Genomic DNA, 24,071 nt, shown 5'->3' with positions numbered 1-24,071 from the left:
ATTGTGGAACGTATGCATGAGTGCTGTGCGTTCCTGGACCACGGGGGGCAGGTGCGACGCACACGAGGTGCGTCCGGAACGACGACGAAGGGGCCGCAGCACGATGGCTGTACTCGCCGAATCCGGATCGAACCCCGACGTCGACCTGCTGTACGACATCAACGGCCTGGCCAAGGACGCGCCGCACTGGCTCGGCCGGGTCATGGAGTTCGTCGGTGAGTACGGTCTGCCGCTCGCCATGGTGCTGCTCGTGCTGTGGTGCTGGTGGACCGTGCGGCGCCGGGGCGGGCCGGACGCCGCGTCCTCGGTCGCCGCGCTGATCTGGGCGCCGCTCGCGGCCGGCCTCGCCGTCCTGGTGAACGTACCGATCCGCGGCTTCGTCGAACGCCCCCGCCCCTTCGTCGACCACCAGGGCCTCGCGGTCCTCGTCACCGGCAAGAACGACTTCTCCTTCGTCAGCGACCACGCCACGATCACCATGGCCCTCGGCGTCGGCCTCTTCGTCGCCGACCGCCGCTTCGGCATCGTGGGCATCGGCCTCGCCCTGCTGGAGGGCTTCTGCCGCGTCTACATGGGCGTCCACTACCCGACCGACGTCGTCGGCGGCTTCGCCCTCGGCACCGCGGTCGCCCTCCTCCTCTCCCCCCTGGCGAGCGCCCTCCTCACCCCGGTGCTGAAGGCGGTGGAACGCTCGCCGCGCGCGGGCCGGCTCGTACGCAGCCGCTCCGCGGCGTCGCCGGGACAACAGGACACGCTGGTCCCCGGCCCCCGCGCGCACATGGAACCCGACGAGAAGGACCTGGCCGCCTGACGGCAGCCGACGACGATCCGCAGCCCCCTACGAGCCCCTGCCGAGCGCCGCCCTCCCGAGCCCCCGCCGAGCGCCGCCCTCCCGAGCCCCTGCCGAGCGCCGCCCTGTCGAGTCCCTGCCGCGCGCCGCCCTGTCGAGTCCCTGCCGCGCGCCGCCCTGTCGAGTCCCTGCCGCGCGCCGCCCTGTCGAGTCCCTGCCGAGCGCCGCCCTGTCGAGTCCCTGCCGCGCGCCGCCCTGTCGAGTCCCTGCCGCGCGCCGCCCTGTCGAGTCCCTGCCGCGCGCCCTACGGGCGTCCCCCTGCAACCGCTGCCCGTAAGAGGTGTCCCCCTACAACCCCTGCCCGTAAGAGAAGAACCTCTCCGGGTCGTACGTCTTCTTCACCGTCGCCAGCCGCCCCGCCGCGTCCCCGTAATACGCCTTCCGCCAGTCCTTCAGCGTGGGATCCGTGTAGTTCTGATACGCCCCACCGGACGCGTACGGCCTCATCGCGTCGTGCGCCGACGTCAGCCAGGCTTGCGCCGGAGCGCCGGACGCCCCCGCCGGCCAGGACGCGATGTACTGCGCCAGCATCCGCGAGCGGCGGTGGACGAAGGCCGTCGCCGTGGGGGAGACCCGGTTGACCGCGCCGCCGAGCGCGGTGAGCGCGATGCTGCCGGCGCCGCCGCGGACCGCGCCGATCTGCCGGAGCAGGGTCTGGATGCCCGCCGCGGACAGGGAGCGGTCGAAGAAGTCGGAGCGGGCCGCGTAGGTCTCCCTGCCCAGCTGCCCCTGTGGGGAGCGGCCGGGGGTGGAGCCGGGCAGATGGCACTGGGCGTCGGTGGAGAAGGAGGAGCAGCCGGCGTAGATCTCCATCGCGTCCTCGTAGCCCCGGCGGTGCAGGGAGACGGAGCGGGCGTCGGCGCCGGCCCGGTGCGCGAGCTGGTCGACCGCGTTCTGGAGTTCGCCGTAGGTGCCGAGCGAGAAGCAGGACACGGAGATCCTCGGGGTGCCGCCCGGGGTGTTGTCGAGGTGGAGGGAGGACCAGATCTCGTCGGGCTGGGAGGGGCCCCACTCCTGCCAGGCCTTGATCAGCGCGGCGGCCCTGGACCAGGACCACGTCATGTACGCGGTCACGGCCTGCGGTGCGGGGTGGGTTTTGAACCGCAGCTCGGTGACGACGCCGAAGTTTCCGTTGCCGGCGCCGCGCAGGGCCCAGAAGAGGTCGGTGTGGGAGGTGGCGTTCGCGGTGACCTGGGTGCCGTCGGCGGTGATGACGGTCGCCTGGGTGAGGCTGTCGCAGGTCAGGCCGTAGGCGCGGGAGACGACGCCGTGGCCGCCGCCGAGGACCAGGCCGGAGACGCCGACGGTGGGGCAGGAGCCGGCGGGTATGGTCACGCCCTTCGCGGCGAGCGCCCGGTAGACGTCGATCAGCTTGGAGCCGGCGCCGACCACCGCCTGCCCGCCACCGGCCCGGATCCGGTTCAGCCTGGACACGTCGAGGATCAGCCGGCCGTCACCGGAGGAGTAGCCTGCGTAGGAGTGGCCGCCGTTGCGTATCGCCACCTTGATCCGGTGGGCGCGGGCGTACGCCAGGGTCGTACGGATGTCGTCCGTGTGGGCCGGGTAGGCGACCGCGGCGGGCTTCAGTCCGTCGAAGCGGGTGTTGTACAGCCGGCGGGCCGTCGTCCAGGCGGCGTCGCCGGGGCGGACCAGGGTGCCGTCCAGGTCACGGGCGAGGCCCGCCCAGTTCGAGGCGGCGGCCTGACTGGTGGTCTTCATCGGTGTACCGGAGGATGAAAGCGTCGTCGCAGACGACCCGGCGGGCGTTCCCGATCCCGAGCTGCACGCGGTCAACGCGGTCGCGGCCAGTGCGGCCACGCCGCCCGACATGAACGTTCGCCGTTCCATATTCGTCGCCCTTCCTCGGCTTTCGTGGAACGAGACGACGCCGCGCGCACAGGAGTTCCACCGACAGGAGAGCGATCGTCGAACACGTTTCTACGAGTACCGGTAAGTGTCCGCGATGCCCCGCGGCCGGGATCTGGGCGTGCCCTTCCCGTGAGCGTTCCGTGACCTCACCGGGTTGACGGCAGGGGTTCACCCTTCGTTCATTTTCGGCCATCGACGGCTTCATCTGTCCTGCCTAATTTCGGCCGTACCGGTGCTGAGTGCGGCCTTTGAATGCGCTCTGTGCCCAGACGACCTCGCACGCCGCCGACAGCGGCGGCTCCTGGAAGGAACTCCTGAAAGTGATGCTTCAGCGCAAGAACCGGCTGCGCGCCCTCTCTCTCGGTGCTGTCGCCGTCACCGGCGCCCTTGCCCTGACGGCGTGCGGCTCCGACGACAACGGTGGCGGCAGCAAGGCGTCGGGCAACCCGTCGTCCGCCACCCAGGCGAGCTCCATCAAGTGCGACGACGCCAAGGGCCAGCTGCTCGCTGACGGCTCCTCCGCGCAGAAGAACGCCATCGACGCCTGGGTCAAGGAGTTCTCCCAGGCCTGTGGCGTGCAGATCAACTACAAGGGTGGCGGCTCCGGCGCCGGTGTCACCGCCTTCACGCAGGGCCAGGTCGCCTTCGCGGGCTCCGACTCGGCTCTGAAGCCGGAAGAGGTCGCGGCCTCCAAGAAGATCTGCTCCGGCGGCCAGGGCATCGACCTCCCGATGGTCGGCGGCCCGATCGCCCTCGGCTACAACGTCCCGGGTGTCGACAACCTGGTCCTGGACGCGCCGACCCTCGCCAAGATCTTCGACAGCAAGATCAGCAAGTGGAACGACCCGGCGATCGCCAAGCTGAACCCGGGCGTGAAGCTCCCCGACCTGAAGATCCAGGCGTTCCACCGCTCGGACGAGTCCGGCACCACGGACAACTTCACCAAGTACCTGATCGCCACCACGCCGGACAACTGGAAGTACTCCGGCGGCAAGGCCTGGCAGGCCAAGGGCGGCCAGTCCGCTCCGCAGTCCGCGGGTGTGGCCCAGCAGGTCAAGCAGACCGCCGGTGCCATCGGTTACTTCGAGCTGTCCTACGTCAAGGACGGCATCAAGGCCGTCTCCATCAACACGGGTGCCAGCAAGCCGGTCGTGCCCAGCACCGACAGCGCCACCGCCGACATCGCGGCCGCCAAGGTCATCGGCACCGGCAAGGACCTCGCGCTCCAGCTGGACTACAAGACCAAGGCCGAGGGCGCGTACCCGATCACCCTGGTCACGTACGAGATCGTCTGCGACAAGGGCAACAAGGCGGACACCCTGCCCGCCACGAAGGCTTTCCTGCGCTACATCGCCAGCGAGGACGGTCAGAAGGTGCTCTCGGGCATCGACTACGCCCCCGTCCCCGCCGAGATCATCGCCAAGGTCCGCACCACCATCGAGGGCCTGAGCTGACCTGATCCGTGAAGTGCGGTCCGGTCCGAGGGCTTCCCGAGGACCGGGCCGCACCGTCCGGTGCACCGCCGCCAGGAATCGCCGCCCCCCGTGGGCGCGCGGTTCAGCAGACCGGAGAACCCGATGGACATATCGACACAGAAAACCGACACCCCACCTCCCACCCCCCAGCATTCCGCGGCCGTCGCCAAGAACGCGGCCCGCGGTGCCACCCGAGCCGGTGACCGGATCTTCCTCGGTTTCTCCCGCGGTTCGGGCATTCTGCTGTTGGTGATCATGGCCGCCATCGCGGCCTTCCTCACCTACCGTGCCATCCTCGCCATCAGCAAGGACCACGGGAACTTCCTCACCACCTTCGAGTGGAACACCAACCTCACGCCGCCGGTCTTCGGCATCGCGGTGCTGGCCTTCGGCACGATCGTCTCCTCGGTCATCGCCATGCTGCTCGCGGTCCCCGTCGCGGTCGCCATCGCGCTGTTCATCACGCACTACGCGCCGCGCCGCATGGCCGGCCCCGTCGCGTACGTGATCGACCTGCTGGCCGCCGTGCCGTCCATCGTGTACGGCCTGTGGGGCGCGCTCGTGCTCGTGCCGCACATGAACGGCCTCTTCGGCTGGCTCAACAGCTACTTCGGCTGGACCGGCCTGTTCTCCTGGGACGAGGGCGCGCCGCGCTCGATGCTCACCGTCGGCATCCTGCTCGCGATCATGATCCTGCCGATCATCACCAACGTGAGCCGCGAGGTCTTCCGCCAGGTTCCGCAGATGCACGAGGAGGCGGCCCTGGCTCTCGGCGCCACGCGCTGGGAGGTCATCCGCATGTCGGTGCTGCCCTTCGGCCGCTCCGGCGTGATCTCCGCGTCGATGCTCGGCCTCGGCCGTGCGCTCGGTGAGACGATGGCCGTCGCCACCGTGCTCTCCCCGTCCTTCGACATCCAGGCCAGCCTGCTCAACCCGGGCGGCGGCACCTTCGCACAGAACATCGCCAGCAAGTTCAGCGAGGCGACGGAGTTCGGCCGGGACGCGCTGATCGCGTCCGGTCTGATCCTGTTCGTCATCACCCTGCTGGTCAACGGCGCGGCCCGGCTGATCATCGCCCGCCGTGCGGAGTACTCGGGGGCCAACGCATGAGCACCGCAGCCGTGACCGACAAGCGCGCCGGCAGCCTGCAGGGTGCCAGCCTGCCCAAGTGGTCGCCGTGGGCGATCGCCCTGGGCTCCCTCGTCCTGGGCGTCGGCATCTCGCTGGCCGCGGGCCTCGACAGCAAGGTCCAGTGGGGCCTGATCGCCGCGATCCTGTACGTCCTCGGGACGTACGCCATCGCCGCGCGCGTCGAGGGTCACCGCCAGGCCAGGGACCGGCTCGCCACCAGCTTCGTCTGGGTCGCCTTCCTGGTCGCCGTCGTCCCGCTGGTCTCCCTGATCTGGGTGACCGTCGCACGCGGTGTGAAGGTCCTGGACCTCTACTTCCTGACCCACTCGATGGGCATCGTCGCCGACACCGAGCCCGGCGGTGGCATCTACCACGCCATCATCGGCAGCCTTGAGCAGGTCGGCCTCGCCACCGTGATCGGTGCCCCGATCGGCGTGCTCACCGCGATCTACCTCGTGGAGTACGGGCGGGGCAAGCTCGCCAAGGCGGTCACCTTCTTCGTCGACGTCATGACGGGCATCCCGTCGATCGTCGCGGGTCTGTTCATCCTCAGCCTGATGCTCATCTTCAAGCTGCAGCCGTTCGGCTTCGCCGGCTCGATGGCCCTGGCCATCCTGATGATGCCGGTCGTCGTCCGCTCCACCGAGGAGATGCTCAAGCTCGTCCCGAACGAGCTGCGGGAGGCGTCCCTGGCGCTCGGTGTGCCGAAGTGGCGCACCATCCTGAAGGTGGTCCTGCCGACCTCGATCGGCGGCATCACCACCGGCATCATGCTGGCGGTCGCCCGTATCGCGGGTGAGACCGCGCCGGTCCTGCTGCTGGTCTTCGGCAACCCGTTCATCAACAACAACCCCTTCGAGGGTGCGCAGTCGTCGCTGCCGCTGTACATCTACCAGCAGTTCGCGAACAGCGCGGGTTCCGGAGCGGCGTACGACAGGGCCTGGGCGGCCTCGCTCACGCTGATCGCGTTCGTGATGATCCTCAACCTGGTGGCCCGCGGCATCGCCCGCTGGAAGGCCCCGAAGACCGGTCGCTGAAGCAACACATCGCGGCTACCGCCGCGCGGGGCCAGACGGCGACCCCCAGACTTGGAAGTAGTGAAGCAGACATGGCCAAGCGAATCGACGTAAGCGGACTCACCGCGTACTACGGCTCCCACAAGGCGATCGAGGACATCTCGATGTCCATCGAGCCGCGCTCGGTGACGGCGTTCATCGGCCCCTCCGGCTGCGGCAAGTCGACGTTCCTGCGCACGCTGAACCGTATGCACGAGGTCACCCCCGGCGGCCGTGTCGACGGCAAGGTGCTGCTGGACGACGAGGACCTCTACGGCGCGGGCGTCGACCCGGTGATGGTGCGGCGCGAGGTGGGCATGGTCTTCCAGCGCCCGAACCCGTTCCCGACGATGTCGATCTACGACAACGTGGCGGCGGGCCTGCGCCTGAACGGCAGCTACAAGAAGAGCGAGCTGAACGACATCGTCGAGCGGTCGCTCAAGGGCGCGAACCTCTGGAACGAGGTCAAGGACCGGCTGAACAAGCCGGGCTCGGGCCTGTCCGGTGGTCAGCAGCAGCGTCTGTGCATCGCGCGGGCGATCGCGGTGGAGCCGCGCGTCCTGCTCATGGACGAGCCCTGCTCCGCGCTGGACCCGATCTCCACGCTCGCGATCGAGGACCTGATCGGTGAGCTGAAGGAGCGGTTCACGATCGTCATCGTGACGCACAACATGCAGCAGGCGGCGCGTGTGTCCGACCGTACGGCGTTCTTCAACCTCTCCGCCGTCGGCCAGCCCGGCCGGCTGATCGAGATCGACGACACCGAGCGGATCTTCTCCAACCCCTCGGTGCAGGCGACTGAGGACTACATCTCCGGCCGCTTCGGCTGAGCCGGCCCACAGAACCCCTCGCGGTGCTGCATGGCGGTGCCACCGCGAGGAAACAGAAGGGCCCGCCCCTGCTCCCAGGGGCGGGCCCCGCTGTATTCCGGCCCCGGCCTCCGGCCACCCCACCTTCCCCACCCGCCCACTCGTGCGAGTCTCGTCCTCGATTGCGGGTGGCCCCTTCGCCGCGAACCCGCCGCCGGCGGCTGCGGGAGGGTCACACCCCAGGGGCCCGAGCAACTGCGCACCCAGCCACGGCGAACCCGCAGCCGACGAACGTGCGGACCTGCTGTGTAAGGGGCCTCGCCCTCAAGCGCGGATCAGTCCCACTCCCCAGGGGCGCGGGGAACTGCGCGACCAGCCACCACACACCCGCGGACGACAACCGGGCTGACCTGCCGTGTGAGGACCTCGCCCTCAAGCGGGCGGCAAGTGCACCCCCCCAGGGGCGCGGGGAACTGCGCGACCAGCCGCAGCGAACCCGCAGACGAAGAACCCGCCCTAGAGAATCGTCACCTTGAGCAGGCCGAAGGTCAGCGCAGCGACCAACGCCGCCGCCGGCATCGTGATGAACCAGCCGAGAACGATGTTCTTGGCCACACCCCAGCGCACCGCATTGACCCGCTTGGTCGCGCCGACACCCATGATCGCCGAGGTGATGACATGGGTCGTGGAGATCGGTGCCTTGAAGAGGAACGCCGTGGTGAACATGATCGACGCCCCGGTCGTCTCCGCCGCGAACCCCTGCGGCGGATCAAGTTCGATGATCTTGCGCCCCAACGTGCGCATGATGCGCCAGCCACCCGCATACGTGCCCAGAGACAACATCACCGCACAGACGATCTTCACCCACACCGGAATCGGGTCGCCGTACGTCTCATGGCCGGAAATCACCAGTGCCATCACCACGACACCCATGGTTTTCTGAGCGTCCTGGAGACCGTGACCGAGGGCCATACCGGCCGCCGAGACGGTCTGCGCGATACGGAAGCCCCGCTTGGCCTTGTGCGGGTTGGCCCCGCGGAAGATCCACATGATCGCCGTCATGACCAGGTAACCGACGACCAGACCCACGATCGGTGACAGGAACATCGGAAGGATGATCTTGTCGATCACGCCGTTCCACAGCACGCCCGTGCCGCCCGCCAGCGCCGCGCCGACCAGACCGCCGAACAGGGCGTGCGAGGACGACGAGGGCAGGCCGAAGTACCAGGTGACCAGGTTCCAGACGATCGCACCGAGGAGGGCCGCGAAGAGGATGCCCATCCCCGCGGACCCCTTAGGGGTCTCGATCAGCCCCTCGCTGACCGTCTTGGCCACCCCGGAGCCCAGAAAGGCACCGGCGAGGTTCATCACGGCCGCCATCGCCAACGCCGCCCGCGGCGTCAGCGCACGGGTCGACACCGAGGTCGCGATCGCGTTCGCGGAGTCGTGGAAGCCGTTGGTGTACGTGAAGAAGAGCGCGACCGCGACGGTCACGATGAGAGCGAAGGTGTCCATCGACGCCTCAGGACTCCTTGACGGCGATGGTCTCCACCGTGTTCGCCACGTGCTCGAACGCGTCCGCGGCCTCTTCCAGGACGTCCACGATCTGCTTGAGCTTGAGCACCTCGATCGCGTCGTACTTGCCGTTGAAGAGGTGGGCCAGCAGCTTGCGGTGGATCTGGTCGGCCTGGTTCTCCAGCCGGTTGACCTCGATCCAGTACTCGGTGAGGTGGTCCAGGGTGCGCAGGTGCGGCATGGCCTCGGCCGTCAGCTCGGCCGCCCGCGCCAGTACCTCGATCTGCTGCTCGACGCCCTTCGGCAGTTCCTCGACGTTGTAGAGGACGACGAGGTCGACGGCCTCCTCCATGAAGTCCATGATGTCGTCGAGGGACGACGCGAGGGCGTAGATGTCCTCGCGGTCGAACGGCGTGATGAACGAGGAGTTCAGCTGGTGGAAGATCGCGTGCGTGGCGTCGTCACCCGCGTGTTCGGCTGCCCGCATACGCTCCGCGATCTCGGCTCGGGCGGAGGAGTCCGCCCCGAGCAGTTCCATCAGGAGTTTCGAGCCCGTGACGATGTTGTCCGCGGATGCGGCGAACATGTCATAGAAGCTCGTCTCCCTGGGGGTCAGACGAAAGCGCACGTGGGGTCCTCGGGGTGCTTCGGTTTCGGTCAGGCTGATGCTAGGCGCATCATCCGGCCACGGCTATCGGGCCGCATCCCAGTGTCGCCCATGAGACAACGTGATCAGCACGGGGGCGGGCCAAGGGCCCCATACCCAGCAAAATTCGGTATCATATACCCACCAGGGGTATGTATTCAGGGCTTGTCCCGAGATGGAGGCCAGCGATGACGACGACGACCGAGGCCGGCGCCACGCACGGCTACCACAAGCAGAAGGACGAGCACCTCAAGCGGCTGCGCCGGATCGAGGGGCAGATCCGCGGTCTGCAGCGCATGGTCGAGGAGGACACGTACTGCATCGACATACTCACGCAGGTCTCCGCCTCCACCAAGGCCCTGCAGTCCTTCGCCCTCCAGTTGCTGGAGGAGCACCTGCGGCACTGTGTGGCGGACGCGGCCCTCAAGGGCGGCGACGAGATCGACGCGAAGGTGGACGAGGCGACGAAGGCGATCGGCCGGCTGCTCCGCAGCTGACCCGCCCCGTGCCCTGAAGTCTCTCCGGACCCCCGGGACCCTCCGGACCCCCGGGACCCTCCGGACCCCCGGGACCCTCCGGACCCCCGGGACCCTCCGGACCCCCGGGACCCTCCGGCCCTCCGGACCCCCGGGACCCTCCGGCCCCTCCAGATCCGCGCGCCGGGCTCAGACCTCGGCGGACCGCCGCTCCTCGGCGACCCGCAGCACCTCGTCGATGCTCTCCAGGCTGAGCCGGTCCTCGGCGGCGGAGGCGGCGATGATCAGCTCTCCGCACAGCTCGATCTCGGCGAGGGCCACGTGGTCCTGTACCGCGGTACCGCCGAGCGGAGCCACGCGCGTCACCTCTTCTCTGCCGTCACCGACTTCCTAGAGTAGGGAGCCCCCTACACGCCGCGCATGGCACGGACGGGCTAGTTCGGGGAGGGCGTCCCGGACTAGTGCGCCCCCTCGCCCCCACCCGTACCGCCGCCGTCGCCGCCACCCGTACCGCCGCCCCCGCCCTCGCCCCCGCCGTCTCCCCCGCCCTCGCCCCCGCCGTCGTCCTCCGCGATCCGCCCCGCGTAGATGTCCCGCGGGCTCGGCAGCCGTACGTCGACGGGGGCGCCGAAGTCGTACAGCAGGGTGGTCGAGGCGACCGCGACGGCGGCGGACTGGCGGCCGTTGACGAAGCTGAAGTGCTGTCTGAGCTTGCGGATCCGGCCCTCGTCGTCCAGGTACGCGTCGAACGGCACCTCGGCCGTGGCGAACCCTTTCGCCGCCGCGGCGAGCGGTGCCCGGTTGCCGGCCGAGGCGCTGTGTGCCGCGCGGCCCAGGTCGGCCGTGCCCCGGTAGTGCCGCACCGCGGTTCCCGCGACCTCCGTGCGGCCCACGTACGTCGCCCTGCGCGTCCCGCGCAGTACCTCGGCGGCGGCGTACGGGTCCGTCGCGCCGCCGGTGACGAGGTTGCCGTCGGACACGCTCGCGGTCTCCACCCGCACCCACTTGTCGGCGGGCACCCCGGCGCCCCGGTTCTTCATGAACAGGGCGCCTGGGGCGAGCAGTTCGGTGATGGGCCGGTGCTCGGAGGTGCCCGCCGGGTCCTCCGGGAGCACGACGGTCAGCCGGCCGAGCCGGCGCCGGTAGTCGTAGACGCCCTTGCCGCGGATGGTGACGCGGGTGCCGCCGGTGGCCATCTCCATGGACGTGCTGGCCTTGGAGCTGCCGGCGGCGCGCAGGGTGTCGGCGGCCCGCCGCAGCGCGGCGACCGGGTCGGCGCCCGCGCCGTTCACGCCCTCCGCGGCGGCGCCGCTGCCGGAACACCCCGTGGTCCCCACCCCGAGCCCGGCCGTGAGTCCCATGATCCCCACCGCGACGACGGTTCTGCCCGCGCGCGTGTGCTGCCGCCGATCCATGGCCTGCCTTACCCCCAGCCGGTCCGTCCGTCGGGCCCCCTGTCGTTCCGGTTAACGACGGGTAGGGGGTGCCGTCACGCGCGGCGGGAGGCGGGCCGGGAAGCGGGGAAGGCCGTACGACACCTTTCGCCGCGGTTCGGTACTGTTGACGGTGTGGCAGAGCAGTGCGGGCCGAAGCAGGCCCGGCAAGGGCAGCAACATCTCACGACGACGACCGAGCAGGGACGTTTCTGCGTAGCCCGCTGCACCTGCGGCTGGCGCGGCCCGGCCCGCCGAGCCCGCAGCCAAGCCAGAACCGACGCCTCCGGCCACACAGCCGTGCCGTGACCCCCCTCAGCCGCCGCACGTTCGGCAGCCCAGCAACCGAAAAAGGCCGTCCGCTCGAAGGTGTCCGCGCCGGCGTTGTCAGCGTTCCCAGTCCTGGTCGACGCCGATGGCCATGAGGGTGGGAGGGATCAGGTCGCGGTCGCGTTCGTAGGTGAGGCGTTCGCGGGCGCGGGACGGTGGCAGCCAGAGAAGTTCGCTCACTTCGCTGTTGGGTGTGAAGGTGCCGCCGGTCGACTCGGCCGCCCAGTACCTGACTTCCTTGTCCCGGCCGGAGTTGTCGACGTAGCGGGCGGTGGGCAGGCTCGTGCCGAGGCGGCAGGTGTGGCCCGTCTCTTCGCGTACTTCGCGCAGGGCCGTCGTGCGGGCCGTCTCCCCCTTCTTGCTCTTCCCCTTGGGCCAGGACCAGTCGGACCATCGGGGCCTGTAGACCAGGCACAGTTCGACGGTTCCGGTGGCGGAGCGGCGCCACAGGACGCAACCCGCCGCCTGGACCTTGGTGTCGTTCACTCCGCCTCCTCGGCAGGGGTCAGGGGGTGCCGGCCGCTGTCGACTGCCAGGCCTGCTGGAAGGCGAAGCGGGCCGCCTCCACCTCGTGGCGCTGGTCGGCGTGGAGCACGCCGAGGGCGTAGGCCGTGGCCGGTGCGATGCGGGGGGTGCGGGCGGCGGCGGCTGCCGCGGCGGCGGCTTCGGAGGCGTCCCGGTGCCGGTCCAGGGCCTGGCCGGCGGTGAGCAGGTGTACGTCGACGGGGGAGGTGCCGCCGTGCAGCACCTCCTGGGCGTACCGGTGCAGGCGCAGCAGCAGGCGGACCTGGTGCCAGGGGCCGTCCTGGGGGTGCGGGGAGGGGTCCGGGGACAGGCCGTGGACCAGGGCCTCCGCGTTGTAGGGGTGGCCGGCGACGACCAGGGGGAGCGCGGCGACGGCGTCGGTGAGCCGCTCCTCGGCCGCGAACGCCAGGGGCCGCAGGTCGGTGGCGGGGGCGGTGAGGGTGAGCGGGACCTCGCTGGCGAGGACGGCGACCTTGTCGGCGACCGCGTGGAAGCGGGAGGAGCCGAGGGCCTGGAGCGCCGTGGAGTGGGCCCGGGTCCGGGCGAGGGTGAGCTGACGTTCCAGCAGCGCGCCCGCCTTCGCCGCGCCGACGGTGAGGCTGCCGCGCTCCGGGGCGCTCACGGGGTGGCCGGGTCCGCCGCTGTGCGGTGCGCCCGCGGTGACCCTGGCCGCGCCCGCGGCCACCGGCTGCGCGGGCAGTGCCGTGGAGCCGGACAGCCGGTACAGCGCCACGAGCAGCCGTTCCAGGCGGGCCCCGTAGGAGTGCTCAAGTCCCAACGTGCCGGAGACCCAGGCCAGTTCGGGCCGCATCTCGTCGGACCAGTCGGGGTCCAGGATGCCCCGGAAGGTGTGCAGGCTGGCGCTGATCCGGCGGGCCGAGCGGCGCAGGGCGCGGGCCGCGTCGGCGGACTCCTGCGCGCCGGCCGCCGCTCCCGCCGCCGCCCCTCCGCTCCCGGTCTCCCGGTGCAGGCGCAGGGCGCGCAGGAACTCCGTGGCCTGGGCGCGCAGGTACACCGCGAGGGCGTCCCCGGTGGGTGTGCCTCCCTGCTCGACGGTCGTCGAGGGCCTGGGGGACGCCCCGGACGTCGGGTCCGTCGGGTCAAGGTGTTGCTGTGCCACGCCGGCGCCTCCGGGCGTCTATGAGCATCTCCTGGACGTTGCGCAGGGGTTGTCCGTCGGCGTCGGTCGCGTGCCGCGTCCATTCGCCGTCGGGACCGAGGTGCCAGGAGGCGGTGGTGTCGGACATTCCGGTGTCGAGCAGCCGGTTCAGGGCCGCCCGGTGGCCGGGGTCGGTGACCCGGACCAGGGCCTCGATCCGGCGGTCGAGGTTGCGGTGCATCATGTCGGCGCTGCCGATCCACACCTCGGGTTCGCCGCCGTTGCCGAAGGCGAACACGCGGGAGTGTTCGAGGAAGCGGCCGAGTATGGAGCGGACCCGGATGTTCTCGGACATGCCCGCGACGCCGGGCCGGATCGCGCAGATGCCGCGCACCCAGATGTCGATGGGGACGCCCGCCTGGGAGGCCCGGTAGAGCGCGTCGATGATCGCCTCGTCGACCATCGAGTTGACCTTGATGCGGACGAACGCGGGGCGGCCCGCGTGATGGTGCTGGACCTCCTTGTTGATCCGGGCTATCAGGCCGTCGCGCAGCGACTTGGGGGCGACCAGCAGCCGGCGGTAGGTCTCGCGGCGGGAGTAGCCGGACAGGCGGTTGAAGAGGTCCGAGAGGTCGGCGCCGACCTGCGGGTCGGCGGTGAGCAGGCCGAGGTCCTCGTAGAGGCGGGCCGTCTTCGGGTGGTAGTTGCCGGTGCCGACGTGGCTGTAGCGGCGCAGGGTGTCGCCCTCCTGGCGGACCACCAGGGACAGCTTGCAGTGCGTCTTGAGGCCGACGAGGCCGTAGACGACGTGGCAGCCGGCCTCCTCCAGCTTCTTCGCCCACTTGATGTTGGCGTGCTCGTCGAAGCGGGCCTTGATCTCGACCAGGACGAGGACCTGCTTGCCGGCCTCGGCGGCGTCGATGAGCGCGTTGACGATCGGGGAGTCGCCGGAGGTCCGGTACAGGGTCTGCTTGATCGCGAGGACGTCCGGGTCGTCGGCGGCCTGCTCGATGAACGCCTGCACGGACGTCGAGAAGGAGTCGTACGGGTGGTGCAGGAGCACGTCGCGCTGGCGCAGGGCGCCGAAGATGTCCGGGGCCGACGCCGACTCGACCTCGGCCAGGTCGCGGTGGGTGCCCGCGATGAACTTCGGGTACTTCAGCTCGGGCCGGTCCAGGCCGTGGATGCGGAAGAGGCCGGTGAGGTCCAGGGGGCCGGGCAGCGGGTAGACCTCGGCCTCGGAGATCTTCAGCTCGCGCACCAGCAGGTCGAGCACCTCGCGGTCGATGGACTCCTCGACCTCCAGGCGCACGGGCGGGCCGAAGCGGCGCCGCATGAGTTCCTTCTCCAGGGCCTGGAGGAGGTTCTCGGCGTCGTCCTCCTCGACCTCCAGGTCCTCGTTGCGGGTGAGCCGGAAGGCGTGGTGCTCCAGCACCTCCATGCCCGGGAACAGCTCTTCCAGGTGCGCGGCGATGACGTCCTCCAGCGGGACGTACCGGCCGGGCGTGGCCTCCAGGAAGCGGGACAGCAGGGGCGGCACCTTCACGCGGGCGAAGTGCTTGTGGCCGCTGACCGGGTTGCGTACGACGACGGCCAGGTTCAGGGACAGGCCGGAGATGTACGGGAACGGGTGGGCGGGGTCGACCGCCAGCGGGGTGAGGACCGGGAAGATCTGGTGCCGGAAGAGCGTGAAGAGGCGGGCCTGCTCCTTCTCGGTCAGCTCGCTCCAGCGGACGAGGTGTATGCCCTCCTCCCCGAGTGCGGGGGCGACGTCCTCGTGGTAGCAGGCGGCGTGCCGGGCCATGAGTTCGCGGGAGCGGGCCCAGATCATCTCCAGCACCTCGCGGGGCTGGAGGCCGGAGGCCGAGCGGGTGGCGACGCCGGTCGCGATACGGCGCTTCAGACCGGCCACCCGGACCATGAAGAACTCGTCCAGGTTGCTGGCGAAGATCGCCAGGAAGTTGGCGCGCTCCAGCAGGGGGGTGTTCGGGTCCTCCGCCAGTTCGAGGACCCGCTCGTTGAACGCGAGCCAGCTGCGCTCCCTGTCGAGGAAGCGCCCGTGCGGCAGCGGTGCGCCCTCGCCCGGAGTCTCCTCGTACGCGTCGAGATCCGCGTCGAGGTCGGGTTCCAGGTCGGAGACGGTCGCCGCCACGGTGTGGGGGCGGTGGGCCGCGATGGAGCCCACGGGGGGCTGGGTGTGCTGGACCGATGCCTGGGCTTCTTGCTGACTCATGAACCCATTCTTCCGCGCGGAGGGCGTGACGGGCGCGTCGGAACGAGCGGGCGGGAGCGTCAGGGCCCCGTTCTCCGCGGGCCCCTCGGGGGGCGGTGAAGGCTCTGGCACGGCGGGCGTCATTGGCCGAGCGTCGCAAGCCCGGCTGAATCAATGGTTACGGAGACATGACGTGCGGGATAGCGCAGGGCGGCTCCCGGGGGGCCTTGACCGGAAAATTCCCTGCCCGGCGGCGCCGGGGGGCGGCGTACGGAGAGTGCGCCGCCCCTTACGCACACATGAACGGACATATGCGGGCGTACGCGGACATGCGCGAACGGGTGCATACGTATGCGAGCCCATGCTGGCGCATGCACTTTTACAGAATGATGTGTACGGATATGTCAGGTCTCGGTGCGGTACATCAGGTCGGTCTCGTGCACCGTGAATCCCAGCCGCTCGTACACCGACACCGCCGCCTTGTTGTCCGCGTCGACGTACAGCATCGCCGTCGGCAGCGCCTGCCCGGCCAGGTGGCGCAGCCCGATCGTGGTCAGGGCCTTGCCGAGGCCGCCGCCCTGCTCGCCGGGCCGTACCCCGAGCACGTACACCTCGCCGATCCCCTCCTCGGCGTGCACCTTCGTCCAGTGGAAGCCCACCAGCTCCCCGCCGCGCTCGGCGAGGAAGAACCCGGCCGGGTCGAACCACGGCTGGGCCTTGCGGTCGTCCAGGTCGCGCTGGGTCAGCGAGCCCTGTTCGGGGTGGTGGGCGAAGGCGGCGGCGTTGACGAAGAGCCAGGCCGCGTCGTCCTTGCCGGACACGAAGGTGCGTACCGTCACGCCCGGCGGCAGCACCGGGTCGACCAGGTCCAGGTCGGTCAACGACCGCCGCATCTGGCGCAGTTCACGGAACAGGGTCAGCCCCAGCACCTGGGCGAGGTGCCGGGCCGCGGGGTGTCCGCCGTGCGCCCAGACCCGCAGCCGCTTGCCGGAGGCGGCGAGCAGTGCCGCGCCCAGCGCCCGCCCGTGTCCGTGCCCGCGGTGCGAGGGGTGGACGACCAGTTCGGCGGCCGGCGCCTCCACCGGGTCGGTGTCCTCCAGCTGGGCGTAGCCGACGAGTTCGTCCCCGACGTGCAGCAGCAGATGGGAGACGCCCTCGCGGGTTCCCCCGCGCAGCTGGAGCCGTCCCTGTTCGGACACCGGTTGCTGCCCGTCGACCCGGGCCGCCTCGGCGAGCAGCTCCAGGACGGCCTCGGCGCGGTCCGGGGCGAGTTCGGAGTGCGTGTCGATGGAGCGGGAGGGGAACGGCCGCAGGGTGTCGTCGTCGCTGCTCATGCGTACGAGGGTACGGGGCGGTGCGGGCGAAGTGCCGACATCTCAGCGGGCGAAGGGACCGGTCAGGGACCGGTCAGGGACCAGCCAGGGACCGCAGGGGAGCGGTAAGGCGGCGGCAAGCGGCCGGCAAGGGAGCGGCAACGGTTCGGCAAGGGAGGGGCAAAGGGAAACCAGGATGTAACCATGAAACTCCTGTCGCGCTACGCGCGTTGACCCTAGGCTGCGGCGGAACGGTAAGCCATCCCAGCCGACCTACAGGGGGGTCCCATGCCCGTTGCGCCCCGACGCACCGGACGCCGTACCCGAGCCGTACTCGGGGCAGCCGCCGCGCTCGCCACCGCCGCCGCACTGGCCGCCGCGCTGCCCGCGCAGGCCCACACCGGCCACGCGGGGCACGGGCGTCCGGACCGCTACCAGGACGTCCAGCTGCTCTCCTTCAACGACCTGCACGGCAACCTCGAACCGCCGTCCGGCTCCTCCGGCCGGATCGGTGAACTCCAGCCGGACGGTACGACGAAGACGATCGACGCGGGCGGTGTCGAGTACCTCGCCACCCACCTGCGCACGGCTCGCGAGGGCCACCCGTACTCGGTCACCGCGGCCGGCGGCGACATGGTCGGCGCCTCCCCGCTGCTGTCGGGCCTGTTCCACGACGAGCCCACCATCGAGGCGCTCAACAAGCTGAAGCTGGACGTCACCTCGGTCGGCAACCACGAGTTCGACGAGGGCGCGAAGGAACTGGCCCGGCTGCAGAACGGCGGCTGCCATCCCACCGGCGGCTGCTACGGCGGCCAGAAGTTCAAGGGCGCGAACTTCCCGTACCTGGCGGCGAACGTCCAGGACGAGAAGACCGGCAAGCCGCTCCTGAAGCCGTACTGGGTCTGGAAGAAGAAGGACGTCAAGATCGGCTTCATCGGCGTCACCCTGGAGGGCACGCCGGACATCGTCTCCGCCGCCGGCATCAAGGGCCTCGCCTTCAAGGACGAGGTCGAGACGATCAACAAGTACGCCAAGGAGCTCCAGCGCCAGGGCGTCCAGTCGATCGTGGCGCTCCTCCACGAGGGCGGCTACCCGCAGAGCGGCGCCTACAACGGGGACTGCGACTCCGCGGGTCCGGGCAGCGGCATCTCCGGCCCGATCGTCGACATCGCGAAGAACGTCACGCCCGCCGTCGACGCCCTGGTCACCGGTCACACCCACATGGCGTACGTGTGCACGATCCCGGACCCGGCGGGCCGCCCGCGCATGGTCACCTCGGCCGCGTCCTTCGGCCGCCTGTACACGGACACCACGCTGACGTACGACCGCCGCACCGGCGACATCGCGCGTACGGCCGTGAAGTCCGCGAACCGCGTGGTCACCCGGGACGTCCCCAAGGCCGCGGACATGACGGAGCTGATCTCCCGCTGGAACACCCTGGCCGCCCCCATCGGCAACCAGGCCATCGGCTACATCTCCGGCGACATGGAGAACACCGGCACCGAGTCCCCGATGGGCGACCTGATCGCCGACGCGCAGCTCGCGCACGGCCGTGAGCTGGACCCGAAGACCAGCCTCGCGCTGATGAACCCGGGCGGTGTGCGGACCGGGCTGACCTACGCGGCCAAGGGCGCGGAGGGCGACGGGGTCGTCACCTACGCCGAGGGCTTCACGGTCCAGCCGTTCGCCAACACCGTGAACCTCCAGGACTTCACCGGTGCCCAGCTGGTCCAGGTGCTCAAGGAGCAGGTGAGCGGGCCCAACGGAGCCGCCCCGCGGATCCTCCTGCCTTCGGCCGGCCTCACCTACACGCTGGACCTCACCAGGTCGGGCGCGGACCGGATCGTCACCGACTCGATCCGTCTGAACGGCAGCCCCCTCGACCTCACGGCCACCTACCGTGTCGCCACCAACAGCTTCCTGGCGGGCGGCGGCGACGGCTTCCCGACGTTGGGGCAGGGCACGAACGACCTGGTGGGCGGCGACGACCTGGCCGCGCTGCAGACGTACATGACGGCCAACTCCTCGCCGACGGCGCCGCTGGCGCCCCTGCCGGCGAACCGGATCACCGTCGTGCAGTAAGCAGTAAGCAGTAAGCAGTAAGCAGTAAGCAGTAAGCAGCCAGCAGTAAGCAGCCAGCAGGCGGCAGAACACGGGCGGGCGCCCCTGAGCACTCCTCAGGGGCGCCCGCCCGTGTCTCGCGCGCCCGACCCCCGGCCGACCCCGTCTACCCCGCCTCCGGCGGCGGCGTAGGCGCGCCCGGCAGTCGTACCGTCGCCACCGTGCCGCCGCCCGCCGCGCGGGTCAGGGTCACCTCGCCGCCCGCCTGCTGGACCGTGCGGGCCACGATGGACAGGCCGAGGCCCGAGCCGGGCAGGGCGCGGGCGCTGGGGGAGCGCCAGAAGCGGTCGAAGACGTAGGGGAGTTCGTCGGCGGGGATGCCGGGCCCGTGGTCGCGGACGGCCAGCGCGCCGTCGGCCAGCCGCACGTCGACCGTGCCGCCCTCGGGGCTGAACTTCACCGCGTTGTCCAGGATGTTGACGATCGCCCGCTCCAGGGCGGCGGGCTCCGCCCGGACGTACCAGGGCTTCAGGTCCGCCGTGATCGTCAGCTCCGGGCCGCGCAGCCGGGCCCGGCGCAGGGCCTCCTCGACGGTGTCCTGGAAGGACACCACCTGGACCCGCTCCCCGCGCTGCCCCTCGGAACGGGACAGCTCCTGCAGATCGCCGATGAGCGCCGCCAGCTCCGTCATCTGCGCCTTCACCGAGTCGAGCAGGGCCTTGCGGTCCTCCGGCGGCAGCGGACGTCCCGTCTCCTCGCTGCGGGTGAGGAGTTCGATGTTCGTGCGCAGCGAGGTGAGCGGGGTGCGCAGTTCGTGGCCGGCGTCCGCGATCAGCTGCTGCTGGAGGTCGCGGGAGCTGGCCAGGGCGGTCGTCATGGAGTTGAACGAGCGGGACAGGCGGGCCACCTCGTCCTCGCTGTCGTCCGCCACGGGGATGCGGACGGTCAGGTCCTCGGTGCGGGCGACGTGCTCCACCGCCTCGGTGAGCTTGTCGACCGGGCGCAGCCCCGCGCGGGCCACGGCGAGGCCGGCCGCGCCCGCCCCCACGACACCGATGCCGGAGACGAGGAGCAGGACGAGGGCGAGGTCGTTCAGGGTCCGCTCGGTGTCCTCAAGGGACAGCGACACCATGACCGCGACCTCGGGGTACGGCTCGACCGTGATCCCGCCGCCCACCGGGACGGCCACGGTGGCCACCCGGACGTCGTGGCCCTGGGTGTCGGTGCCGTTGTGGAAGGTACGCGTGCGCAGCGTGGGATTCTGCGCCATCGCCTGGTCCGTGTCCGTCACCTTCACGACGCCCTGGGAGTACGGCGCCACGCACGCCTTGCCGCTGGCGGTGACGACCTGGAGGTACAGGAAGGCGGGACGGTCGTCCTCGGGGCTCGGGGTGTGCGGGCAGGTGACCAGCAGCGTGGTGACCTGGTCGCTGTCCAGTTGCCGGCCCATGCCGGCCAGCCGGTCGTCGACCTCGCCGTACAGCTTCCCCTGCACGAGGAACCAGCAGGTGACGGAGACGGCGGCCACGGCGAAGGCGACCGCCGCGGCCACCAGCATGGCCAGCCGCGCCCGGATCGGCAGTGCCCGGTACCGGCGGGTCAGCTGGTTCACTCCGCGCCGTCCTGCCGCAGGACGTACCCGACGCCGCGGACCGTGTGCACGAGGCGTGGCTCGCCCCCGCTCTCGGTCTTGCGGCGCAGGTACATGACGTAGACGTCGAGCGAGTTGGACGACGGCTCGAAGTCGAAGCCCCACACGGCCTTGAGGATCTGCTCGCGGGTGAGGACCTGGCGCGGGTGCGCCATGAACATCTCCAGGAGCGTGAACTCCGTACGGGTCAGTTCCACCGGCCGCCCGCCCCGGGTGACCTCCCGTGTCGCGAGGTCCATGCGCAGGTCGCCGAAGGTCAGCGCCTCGTCCTCCTGGGCCTCGGTGGACACGGCCGCCGCGTACGAGCTGCGCCGCAGCAGGGCCCGGATGCGGGCGAACAGCTCGTCCAGCTCGAAGGGCTTGACCAGGTAGTCGTCCGCGCCCGCGTCCAGCCCGGTGACCCGGTCGCCGACCGTGTCGCGGGCGGTCAGCATCAGTATCGGTGTGGTGTCCCCGGAGCCGCGGATGCGGCGGGCCGCCGTCAGACCGTCCATGCGGGGCATCTGGATGTCCAGGACGACCAGGTCGGGCGCGTAGGCCGTGGCCTTCTCCAGGGCGTCCGCGCCGTCGACCGCGACCTGTGTGTCGTAGCCCTCGAAGGCGAGGCTGCGCTGGAGCGCCTCGCGTACGGCGGGCTCGTCGTCCACGATCAGGATGCGCTGGGTGTCACGGTCGCCTTCGGCGGGGCTCATCGCTGGCGGTGTCCTCGGGGATGCGGTGGGGGTGTGGTGGGGTGCGGGTGGGGCGGTGGGACGCTTCTCAGCGTCGCACGTTTCGGGGCCGGCGAGTGCGAACACCGGGGCGGACGCCTCAGACTCCGACGGTGGCCAGCCGGTTGAGCGCGGTGAGCCGGTTCAGGGGCACCTTGCGGCGGTTCGGCCGGGTGGCCGTGCGGCGCAGGCCCATCAGCTGGGGAGGCGGGGTCGTCAGCTCGGGGGCGCGGAGGACCGGGGCCGGGGCGTGCAGCTCGTAGGCCACTTCCAGGGCCAGGGTGATGCCGGCCGGGCGGATCGCGGAGTCCTGGTGCACAACCTTCTTGATCATGACGTTCTCCCTGCTGTTCGGTGATTCCCTGCTGCTCGGTGGTTTCCCCGAAGTCTGTGGGTCCCCGTTGGTCCGGGGGTCCCCGTTCTCAGCTCGTGGAGCCCGCTCGCAGCTTGGCGAGGTCGGACGTGACGGTGTTGACGGGGATCGCGAAGCCGAGGCCGACGCTGCCCGCGTCCGAGGACGAGGATGCCTGCGAACTCGACGAGTACATCGCGGAGTTGATGCCTATGACCCGCCCGTTCGCGTCGATCAGGGCGCCCCCGGAGTTACCGGGGTTGAGCGAGGCGTCGGTCTGGATCGCCTTGTACGTCGTGGTGGACGAGCCGGTGTCGCCGTTGAACTGGCGCCCGCCGAACTGGAACGGCCACTGTCCGACGCCGCCCTGGTCCTGCTGCTGGTTCTCGTCCGTGGAGACGGTCACGTCCCGGGCGAGCGCGGAGACGATGCCGCTGGTGACGGTGCCGGTCAGCCCCTCGGGGGAGCCGATCGCGACGACCGAGTCGCCGACCTGGACGCCGGAGGAGTCGCCGAGCGAGGCGGGCTTCAGGCCCGAGGCGCCGCTCAGCTTGATCAGCGCGAGGTCCTTGGAGCTGTCGGTGCCGACGACCTGGGCGGTGTAGCTGTGCCCGTCGCTGGTGCGCACCTTGACCGAGTCGGCGCCCGCGACGACGTGGTTGTTGGTGACGATCTCGCCGCCGCTCGTGATGATCACGCCGGAGCCGGTGGAGGTGCCGTCCGGGAGGGTCGCGTTGATCTCGACCACGCTCGGGCTGACCGCGGCGGCGATCGCGGCCACGTCGCCCTTCTTGCTCGACGGCACCGCGGGGGCGCCGGTCGAGGCGGCGGCGGCGACCGTGCTCTCGCCGGTCAGCTCCTGGAAGGCGAAGGCGGTGCCCCCGCCGACCGCCGCCGCGACGATCGCGACCGCCGCGAGGAGTGCGAGGGGACCCCGGTCGCGCCGGTGCTTCGGCGCGGTGGCCACCGGCGGGTACGGCGGAGGGGGCGGCCACTCGGGATTGGCGTGCTCGTACTCGCCGCTGCGGTGCATGCTCTCGGTCATGACGAGAGCCTCCCCCGCCACCATGAGAGCTTCCTGAGTCCCGTCTGAGAAGCCCGGCAGAACCTCGTTTGCCCGATATAAAGACCCCTCTGGCGGCCCCGGGTACCTCTCTCATCCGCCCTTCATCATCCCAGGCGAGCCCCCCAAAACAGCCGGCCGAGCCAGTCTCAGCGCGCGCCGCCGACGGGGTCGGCTCGTGCGGCAGGCGGGGCCAGGCCGTGCGGCCGGCAGCCTCAGCTCTGCCGCCGGCAAGGCCGGGCCGTGGCGCCGGCGGGATCGGCTCGTGCGGCCGGGAGGGGCGGGCCGTGTGAGTGGCGGGGTCGGCTCGTGCGACCGGCAGGGTCGCTCGTGCCGCCGGCAGACTCAGCCCGCGCATCCGACTGGGTCAGGCCGTGCGGCCGGCAGGCTCGCCCGCGCAGCTAGCAAGGTCAGCCCGTGCGAGCCGACGGAGTCAGTTCGTGCCAAGCCGACGGAGTCAGCCCGTGCAGCCGCAGCTTGGGCGGATTACCAGGCGGGAGGGGAAGGTTTTCAGGCGTTCGCGGCGGGAGCCGGCTACGCGCAGGCTGTCGTCCAGGACCAGGTCGACGGCGGCGCGGGCCATCGCCGAGCGGTCGGAGGCGACCGTGGTCAGCGGCGGGTCGGCGAACGCCGCTTCCTTGATGTCGTCGAACCCGGCCACCGCCAGCTCGCCCGGTACGTCGATGCGCAGCTCGCGGGCGGCCCGCAGCACGCCGATCGCCTGGTCGTCGGTGGAGCAGAAGATCGCCGGCGGCCGGTGCGGTCCCGCCAGGAGTTCCAGGGCGACCTGGTAGGCGTCGTAGCGGTTGTACGGCGCCTCGAACAGGCGGCCCTCGGTGGACAGGCCGGCCTCAGCCATGGCCCGCTTCCAGCCCTCGACGTGGTCGGAGACCGGGTCGCCGACGGCCGGCGTGTCCGCCGTACCGCCCATGCAGGCCACGTACTCGTACCCGTGCTCCAGCAGGTGGCGCACGGCGAGCTGGGCGCCGCCCAGGTCGTCGGTGACGACGGCGACGTCGTCGATGGCCTCCGGGCGCTCGTGCAGCAGCACCACCCGGGCGTCCCAGGCGTCGATCTCGGCGGCGGCCAGGTCGTTCAGGGCGTGGGAGACGAGGATGAGACCGGAGACCCGCATGCCGAGGAACGCGCGCAGATAGTGGACCTCGCGTTCACTGATGTAATCGGTGTTGCCGACCAGGACCATTTTCCCGCGCTCGGAGGCGGCCTGCTCGACCGCGTGCGCCATCTCCCCGAAGAAGGGCTGGCGGGCGTCGGGGATGATCAGGCCTATGAGGTCGGTGCGCCGCGAGGCCATCGCCTGGGCGACTCGGTCCGGCCGGTACCCCAGTTCCTTGATCGCCGCGAGGACACGCTCGCGCGTGGCCGGTGCGACCGGCCGGGGTCCGTTGTTGATGACATAACTCACGACGGCGGTGGAGGTCCCAGCGCGCCGTGCCACGTCATCCCTAGTCACCTTGGCCACGCGCGGAGTCTAC

General features: G+C 70.8%; 22 protein-coding genes. 8 read left to right on the top strand and 14 right to left on the bottom strand.

The genetic code is table 11. The features are described from left to right. Nucleotides 1-103: 103 nt before the first annotated feature. Nucleotides 104-811, top strand: a complete 708-nt coding sequence (locus ACGFYV_RS30840) for a phosphatase PAP2 family protein (protein WP_393881797.1) — start codon at nucleotides 104-106, stop codon at nucleotides 809-811. 327 nt (nucleotides 812-1,138) lie between these two features. On the opposite strand, the gene ACGFYV_RS30835 is transcribed toward ACGFYV_RS30840, so the two are convergent. Then, entirely contained in the window at nucleotides 1,139-2,569 is a 1,431-nt protein-coding gene (locus ACGFYV_RS30835) for an FAD-binding oxidoreductase (RefSeq protein WP_393881796.1), read from the bottom strand. On the opposite strand from ACGFYV_RS30835, the gene ACGFYV_RS30830 reads away from it, so the two are divergent. The 5 genes from ACGFYV_RS30830 (at nucleotide 2,559) to pstB (ending at nucleotide 7,210) form a co-directional block, all read left to right on the top strand. Continuing rightward, nucleotides 2,559-2,804 carry a hypothetical protein gene (locus tag ACGFYV_RS30830; protein ID WP_393881795.1) on the top strand — a complete coding sequence of 82 codons (246 nt, stop codon included), beginning with the start codon at nucleotides 2,559-2,561 and terminating at the stop codon, nucleotides 2,802-2,804. The two genes, ACGFYV_RS30835 and ACGFYV_RS30830, sit on opposite strands and share 11 nt — an antisense overlap. 235 nt (nucleotides 2,805-3,039) lie before the next feature. Next, entirely contained in the window at nucleotides 3,040-4,173 is a 1,134-nt protein-coding gene (gene pstS / locus ACGFYV_RS30825) for a phosphate ABC transporter substrate-binding protein PstS (protein ID WP_393881810.1), read from the top strand. Nucleotides 4,174-4,296: 123 nt separating this feature from the next. Continuing rightward, nucleotides 4,297-5,304 carry a phosphate ABC transporter permease subunit PstC gene (gene pstC / locus ACGFYV_RS30820; RefSeq protein ID WP_393881794.1) on the top strand — a complete coding sequence of 336 codons (1,008 nt, stop codon included), beginning with the start codon at nucleotides 4,297-4,299 and terminating at the stop codon, nucleotides 5,302-5,304. Beyond that, nucleotides 5,301-6,362: a phosphate ABC transporter permease PstA gene (pstA, locus tag ACGFYV_RS30815; RefSeq protein ID WP_393881793.1), complete on the top strand. Its 1,062-nt coding sequence runs from the start codon at nucleotides 5,301-5,303 to the stop codon at nucleotides 6,360-6,362. The genes pstC and pstA overlap by 4 nt, the downstream gene beginning before the upstream one ends. 71 nt (nucleotides 6,363-6,433) lie before the next feature. Then, nucleotides 6,434-7,210, top strand: coding sequence for a phosphate ABC transporter ATP-binding protein PstB (pstB, locus tag ACGFYV_RS30810; protein WP_393881792.1), 777 nt, complete (start codon nucleotides 6,434-6,436; stop codon nucleotides 7,208-7,210). 495 nt (nucleotides 7,211-7,705) lie between these two features. Here pstB and ACGFYV_RS30805 read toward each other — a convergent pair whose 3' ends face one another. Beyond that, nucleotides 7,706-8,704, bottom strand: coding sequence for an anion permease (locus ACGFYV_RS30805; RefSeq protein WP_393881791.1), 999 nt, complete (start codon nucleotides 8,702-8,704; stop codon nucleotides 7,706-7,708). Between the two features lie 7 nt (nucleotides 8,705-8,711). After that, nucleotides 8,712-9,332 (bottom strand): DUF47 domain-containing protein, encoded by a 621-nt coding sequence (locus ACGFYV_RS30800; protein ID WP_393881790.1) that lies wholly within the window; start codon nucleotides 9,330-9,332, stop codon nucleotides 8,712-8,714. Nucleotides 9,333-9,538: 206 nt separating this feature from the next. On the opposite strand from ACGFYV_RS30800, the gene ACGFYV_RS30795 reads away from it, so the two are divergent. Next, nucleotides 9,539-9,847 (top strand): metal-sensitive transcriptional regulator, encoded by a 309-nt coding sequence (locus tag ACGFYV_RS30795; protein WP_365708750.1) that lies wholly within the window; start codon nucleotides 9,539-9,541, stop codon nucleotides 9,845-9,847. Nucleotides 9,848-10,015: 168 nt separating this feature from the next. On the opposite strand, the gene ACGFYV_RS30790 is transcribed toward ACGFYV_RS30795, so the two are convergent. From ACGFYV_RS30790 to mshD, 6 genes are all read right to left on the bottom strand, one after another. Next, complete coding sequence (locus tag ACGFYV_RS30790; protein ID WP_393881813.1) at nucleotides 10,016-10,183, bottom strand: hypothetical protein; 168 nt, start codon at nucleotides 10,181-10,183, stop codon at nucleotides 10,016-10,018. Between the two features lie 101 nt (nucleotides 10,184-10,284). Then, complete coding sequence (locus tag ACGFYV_RS30785) at nucleotides 10,285-11,241, bottom strand: hypothetical protein (RefSeq protein ID WP_393881789.1); 957 nt, start codon at nucleotides 11,239-11,241, stop codon at nucleotides 10,285-10,287. Nucleotides 11,242-11,646: 405 nt separating this feature from the next. Beyond that, entirely contained in the window at nucleotides 11,647-12,075 is a 429-nt protein-coding gene (locus ACGFYV_RS30780; RefSeq protein ID WP_393881788.1) for an NUDIX hydrolase, read from the bottom strand. 19 nt (nucleotides 12,076-12,094) lie between these two features. Further along, nucleotides 12,095-13,234, bottom strand: coding sequence for a CHAD domain-containing protein (locus ACGFYV_RS30775; protein ID WP_393881787.1), 1,140 nt, complete (start codon nucleotides 13,232-13,234; stop codon nucleotides 12,095-12,097). Beyond that, nucleotides 13,215-15,569, bottom strand: coding sequence for an RNA degradosome polyphosphate kinase (locus ACGFYV_RS30770; RefSeq protein ID WP_393881786.1), 2,355 nt, complete (start codon nucleotides 15,567-15,569; stop codon nucleotides 13,215-13,217). Before ACGFYV_RS30770 ends, ACGFYV_RS30775 begins: the two co-directional genes overlap by 20 nt. 260 nt (nucleotides 15,570-15,829) lie before the next feature. Continuing rightward, a complete protein-coding gene (gene mshD / locus ACGFYV_RS30765; RefSeq protein ID WP_393881785.1) occupies nucleotides 15,830-16,759 on the bottom strand; it encodes a mycothiol synthase in 930 nt (309 codons plus the stop codon). A 267-nt stretch (nucleotides 16,760-17,026) separates the two neighbouring features. On the opposite strand from mshD, the gene ACGFYV_RS30760 reads away from it, so the two are divergent. After that, nucleotides 17,027-18,820 (top strand): bifunctional metallophosphatase/5'-nucleotidase, encoded by a 1,794-nt coding sequence (locus ACGFYV_RS30760; protein ID WP_393881784.1) that lies wholly within the window; start codon nucleotides 17,027-17,029, stop codon nucleotides 18,818-18,820. A 145-nt stretch (nucleotides 18,821-18,965) separates the two neighbouring features. Here the strand turns inward: ACGFYV_RS30760 and ACGFYV_RS30755 are convergent, their stop codons facing one another. From ACGFYV_RS30755 to ACGFYV_RS30735, 5 genes are all read right to left on the bottom strand, one after another. After that, nucleotides 18,966-20,411 (bottom strand): sensor histidine kinase, encoded by a 1,446-nt coding sequence (locus ACGFYV_RS30755; protein WP_393881783.1) that lies wholly within the window; start codon nucleotides 20,409-20,411, stop codon nucleotides 18,966-18,968. Continuing rightward, nucleotides 20,408-21,142, bottom strand: a complete 735-nt coding sequence (locus tag ACGFYV_RS30750) for a response regulator transcription factor (protein WP_393881782.1) — start codon at nucleotides 21,140-21,142, stop codon at nucleotides 20,408-20,410. Before ACGFYV_RS30750 ends, ACGFYV_RS30755 begins: the two co-directional genes overlap by 4 nt. A gap of 118 nt (nucleotides 21,143-21,260) precedes the next feature. Then, nucleotides 21,261-21,494: a hypothetical protein gene (locus ACGFYV_RS30745; RefSeq protein ID WP_393881781.1), complete on the bottom strand. Its 234-nt coding sequence runs from the start codon at nucleotides 21,492-21,494 to the stop codon at nucleotides 21,261-21,263. 88 nt (nucleotides 21,495-21,582) lie between these two features. After that, nucleotides 21,583-22,557: a S1C family serine protease gene (locus ACGFYV_RS30740; protein ID WP_393881780.1), complete on the bottom strand. Its 975-nt coding sequence runs from the start codon at nucleotides 22,555-22,557 to the stop codon at nucleotides 21,583-21,585. A gap of 475 nt (nucleotides 22,558-23,032) precedes the next feature. Then, nucleotides 23,033-24,058, bottom strand: a complete 1,026-nt coding sequence (locus tag ACGFYV_RS30735; RefSeq protein WP_393881779.1) for a LacI family DNA-binding transcriptional regulator — start codon at nucleotides 24,056-24,058, stop codon at nucleotides 23,033-23,035. Between the last annotated feature and the right edge of the window lie 13 nt (nucleotides 24,059-24,071).

Source organism: Streptomyces sp. NPDC048297 (assembly GCF_043201585.1).
Lineage (GTDB): Bacteria > Actinomycetota > Actinomycetes > Streptomycetales > Streptomycetaceae > Streptomyces.
This window is presented reverse-complemented; position numbering and strand designations above follow the sequence as displayed.

What these genes read in the sequence shown, in the direction of transcription:
- ACGFYV_RS30840 (WP_393881797.1), top strand. Translation starts at nt 104, where the DNA reads ATGGCTGTACTCGCCGAATCCGGATCGAACCCCGACGTCGACCTGCTG.
- ACGFYV_RS30835 (WP_393881796.1), bottom strand. Translation starts at nt 2,569, where the DNA reads ATGAAGACCACCAGTCAGGCCGCCGCCTCGAACTGGGCGGGCCTCGCC.
- pstC (WP_393881794.1), top strand. Translation starts at nt 4,297, where the DNA reads ATGGACATATCGACACAGAAAACCGACACCCCACCTCCCACCCCCCAG.
- pstA (WP_393881793.1), top strand. Translation starts at nt 5,301, where the DNA reads ATGAGCACCGCAGCCGTGACCGACAAGCGCGCCGGCAGCCTGCAGGGT.
- pstB (WP_393881792.1), top strand. Translation starts at nt 6,434, where the DNA reads ATGGCCAAGCGAATCGACGTAAGCGGACTCACCGCGTACTACGGCTCC.
- ACGFYV_RS30805 (WP_393881791.1), bottom strand. Translation starts at nt 8,704, where the DNA reads ATGGACACCTTCGCTCTCATCGTGACCGTCGCGGTCGCGCTCTTCTTC.
- ACGFYV_RS30795 (WP_365708750.1), top strand. Translation starts at nt 9,539, where the DNA reads ATGACGACGACGACCGAGGCCGGCGCCACGCACGGCTACCACAAGCAG.
- ACGFYV_RS30785 (WP_393881789.1), bottom strand. Translation starts at nt 11,241, where the DNA reads ATGGATCGGCGGCAGCACACGCGCGCGGGCAGAACCGTCGTCGCGGTG.
- ACGFYV_RS30770 (WP_393881786.1), bottom strand. Translation starts at nt 15,569, where the DNA reads ATGACGCCCGCCGTGCCAGAGCCTTCACCGCCCCCCGAGGGGCCCGCG.
- mshD (WP_393881785.1), bottom strand. Translation starts at nt 16,759, where the DNA reads ATGAGCAGCGACGACGACACCCTGCGGCCGTTCCCCTCCCGCTCCATC.
- ACGFYV_RS30760 (WP_393881784.1), top strand. Translation starts at nt 17,027, where the DNA reads ATGCCCGTTGCGCCCCGACGCACCGGACGCCGTACCCGAGCCGTACTC.
- ACGFYV_RS30750 (WP_393881782.1), bottom strand. Translation starts at nt 21,142, where the DNA reads ATGAGCCCCGCCGAAGGCGACCGTGACACCCAGCGCATCCTGATCGTG.
- ACGFYV_RS30745 (WP_393881781.1), bottom strand. Translation starts at nt 21,494, where the DNA reads ATGATCAAGAAGGTTGTGCACCAGGACTCCGCGATCCGCCCGGCCGGC.
- ACGFYV_RS30740 (WP_393881780.1), bottom strand. Translation starts at nt 22,557, where the DNA reads ATGACCGAGAGCATGCACCGCAGCGGCGAGTACGAGCACGCCAATCCC.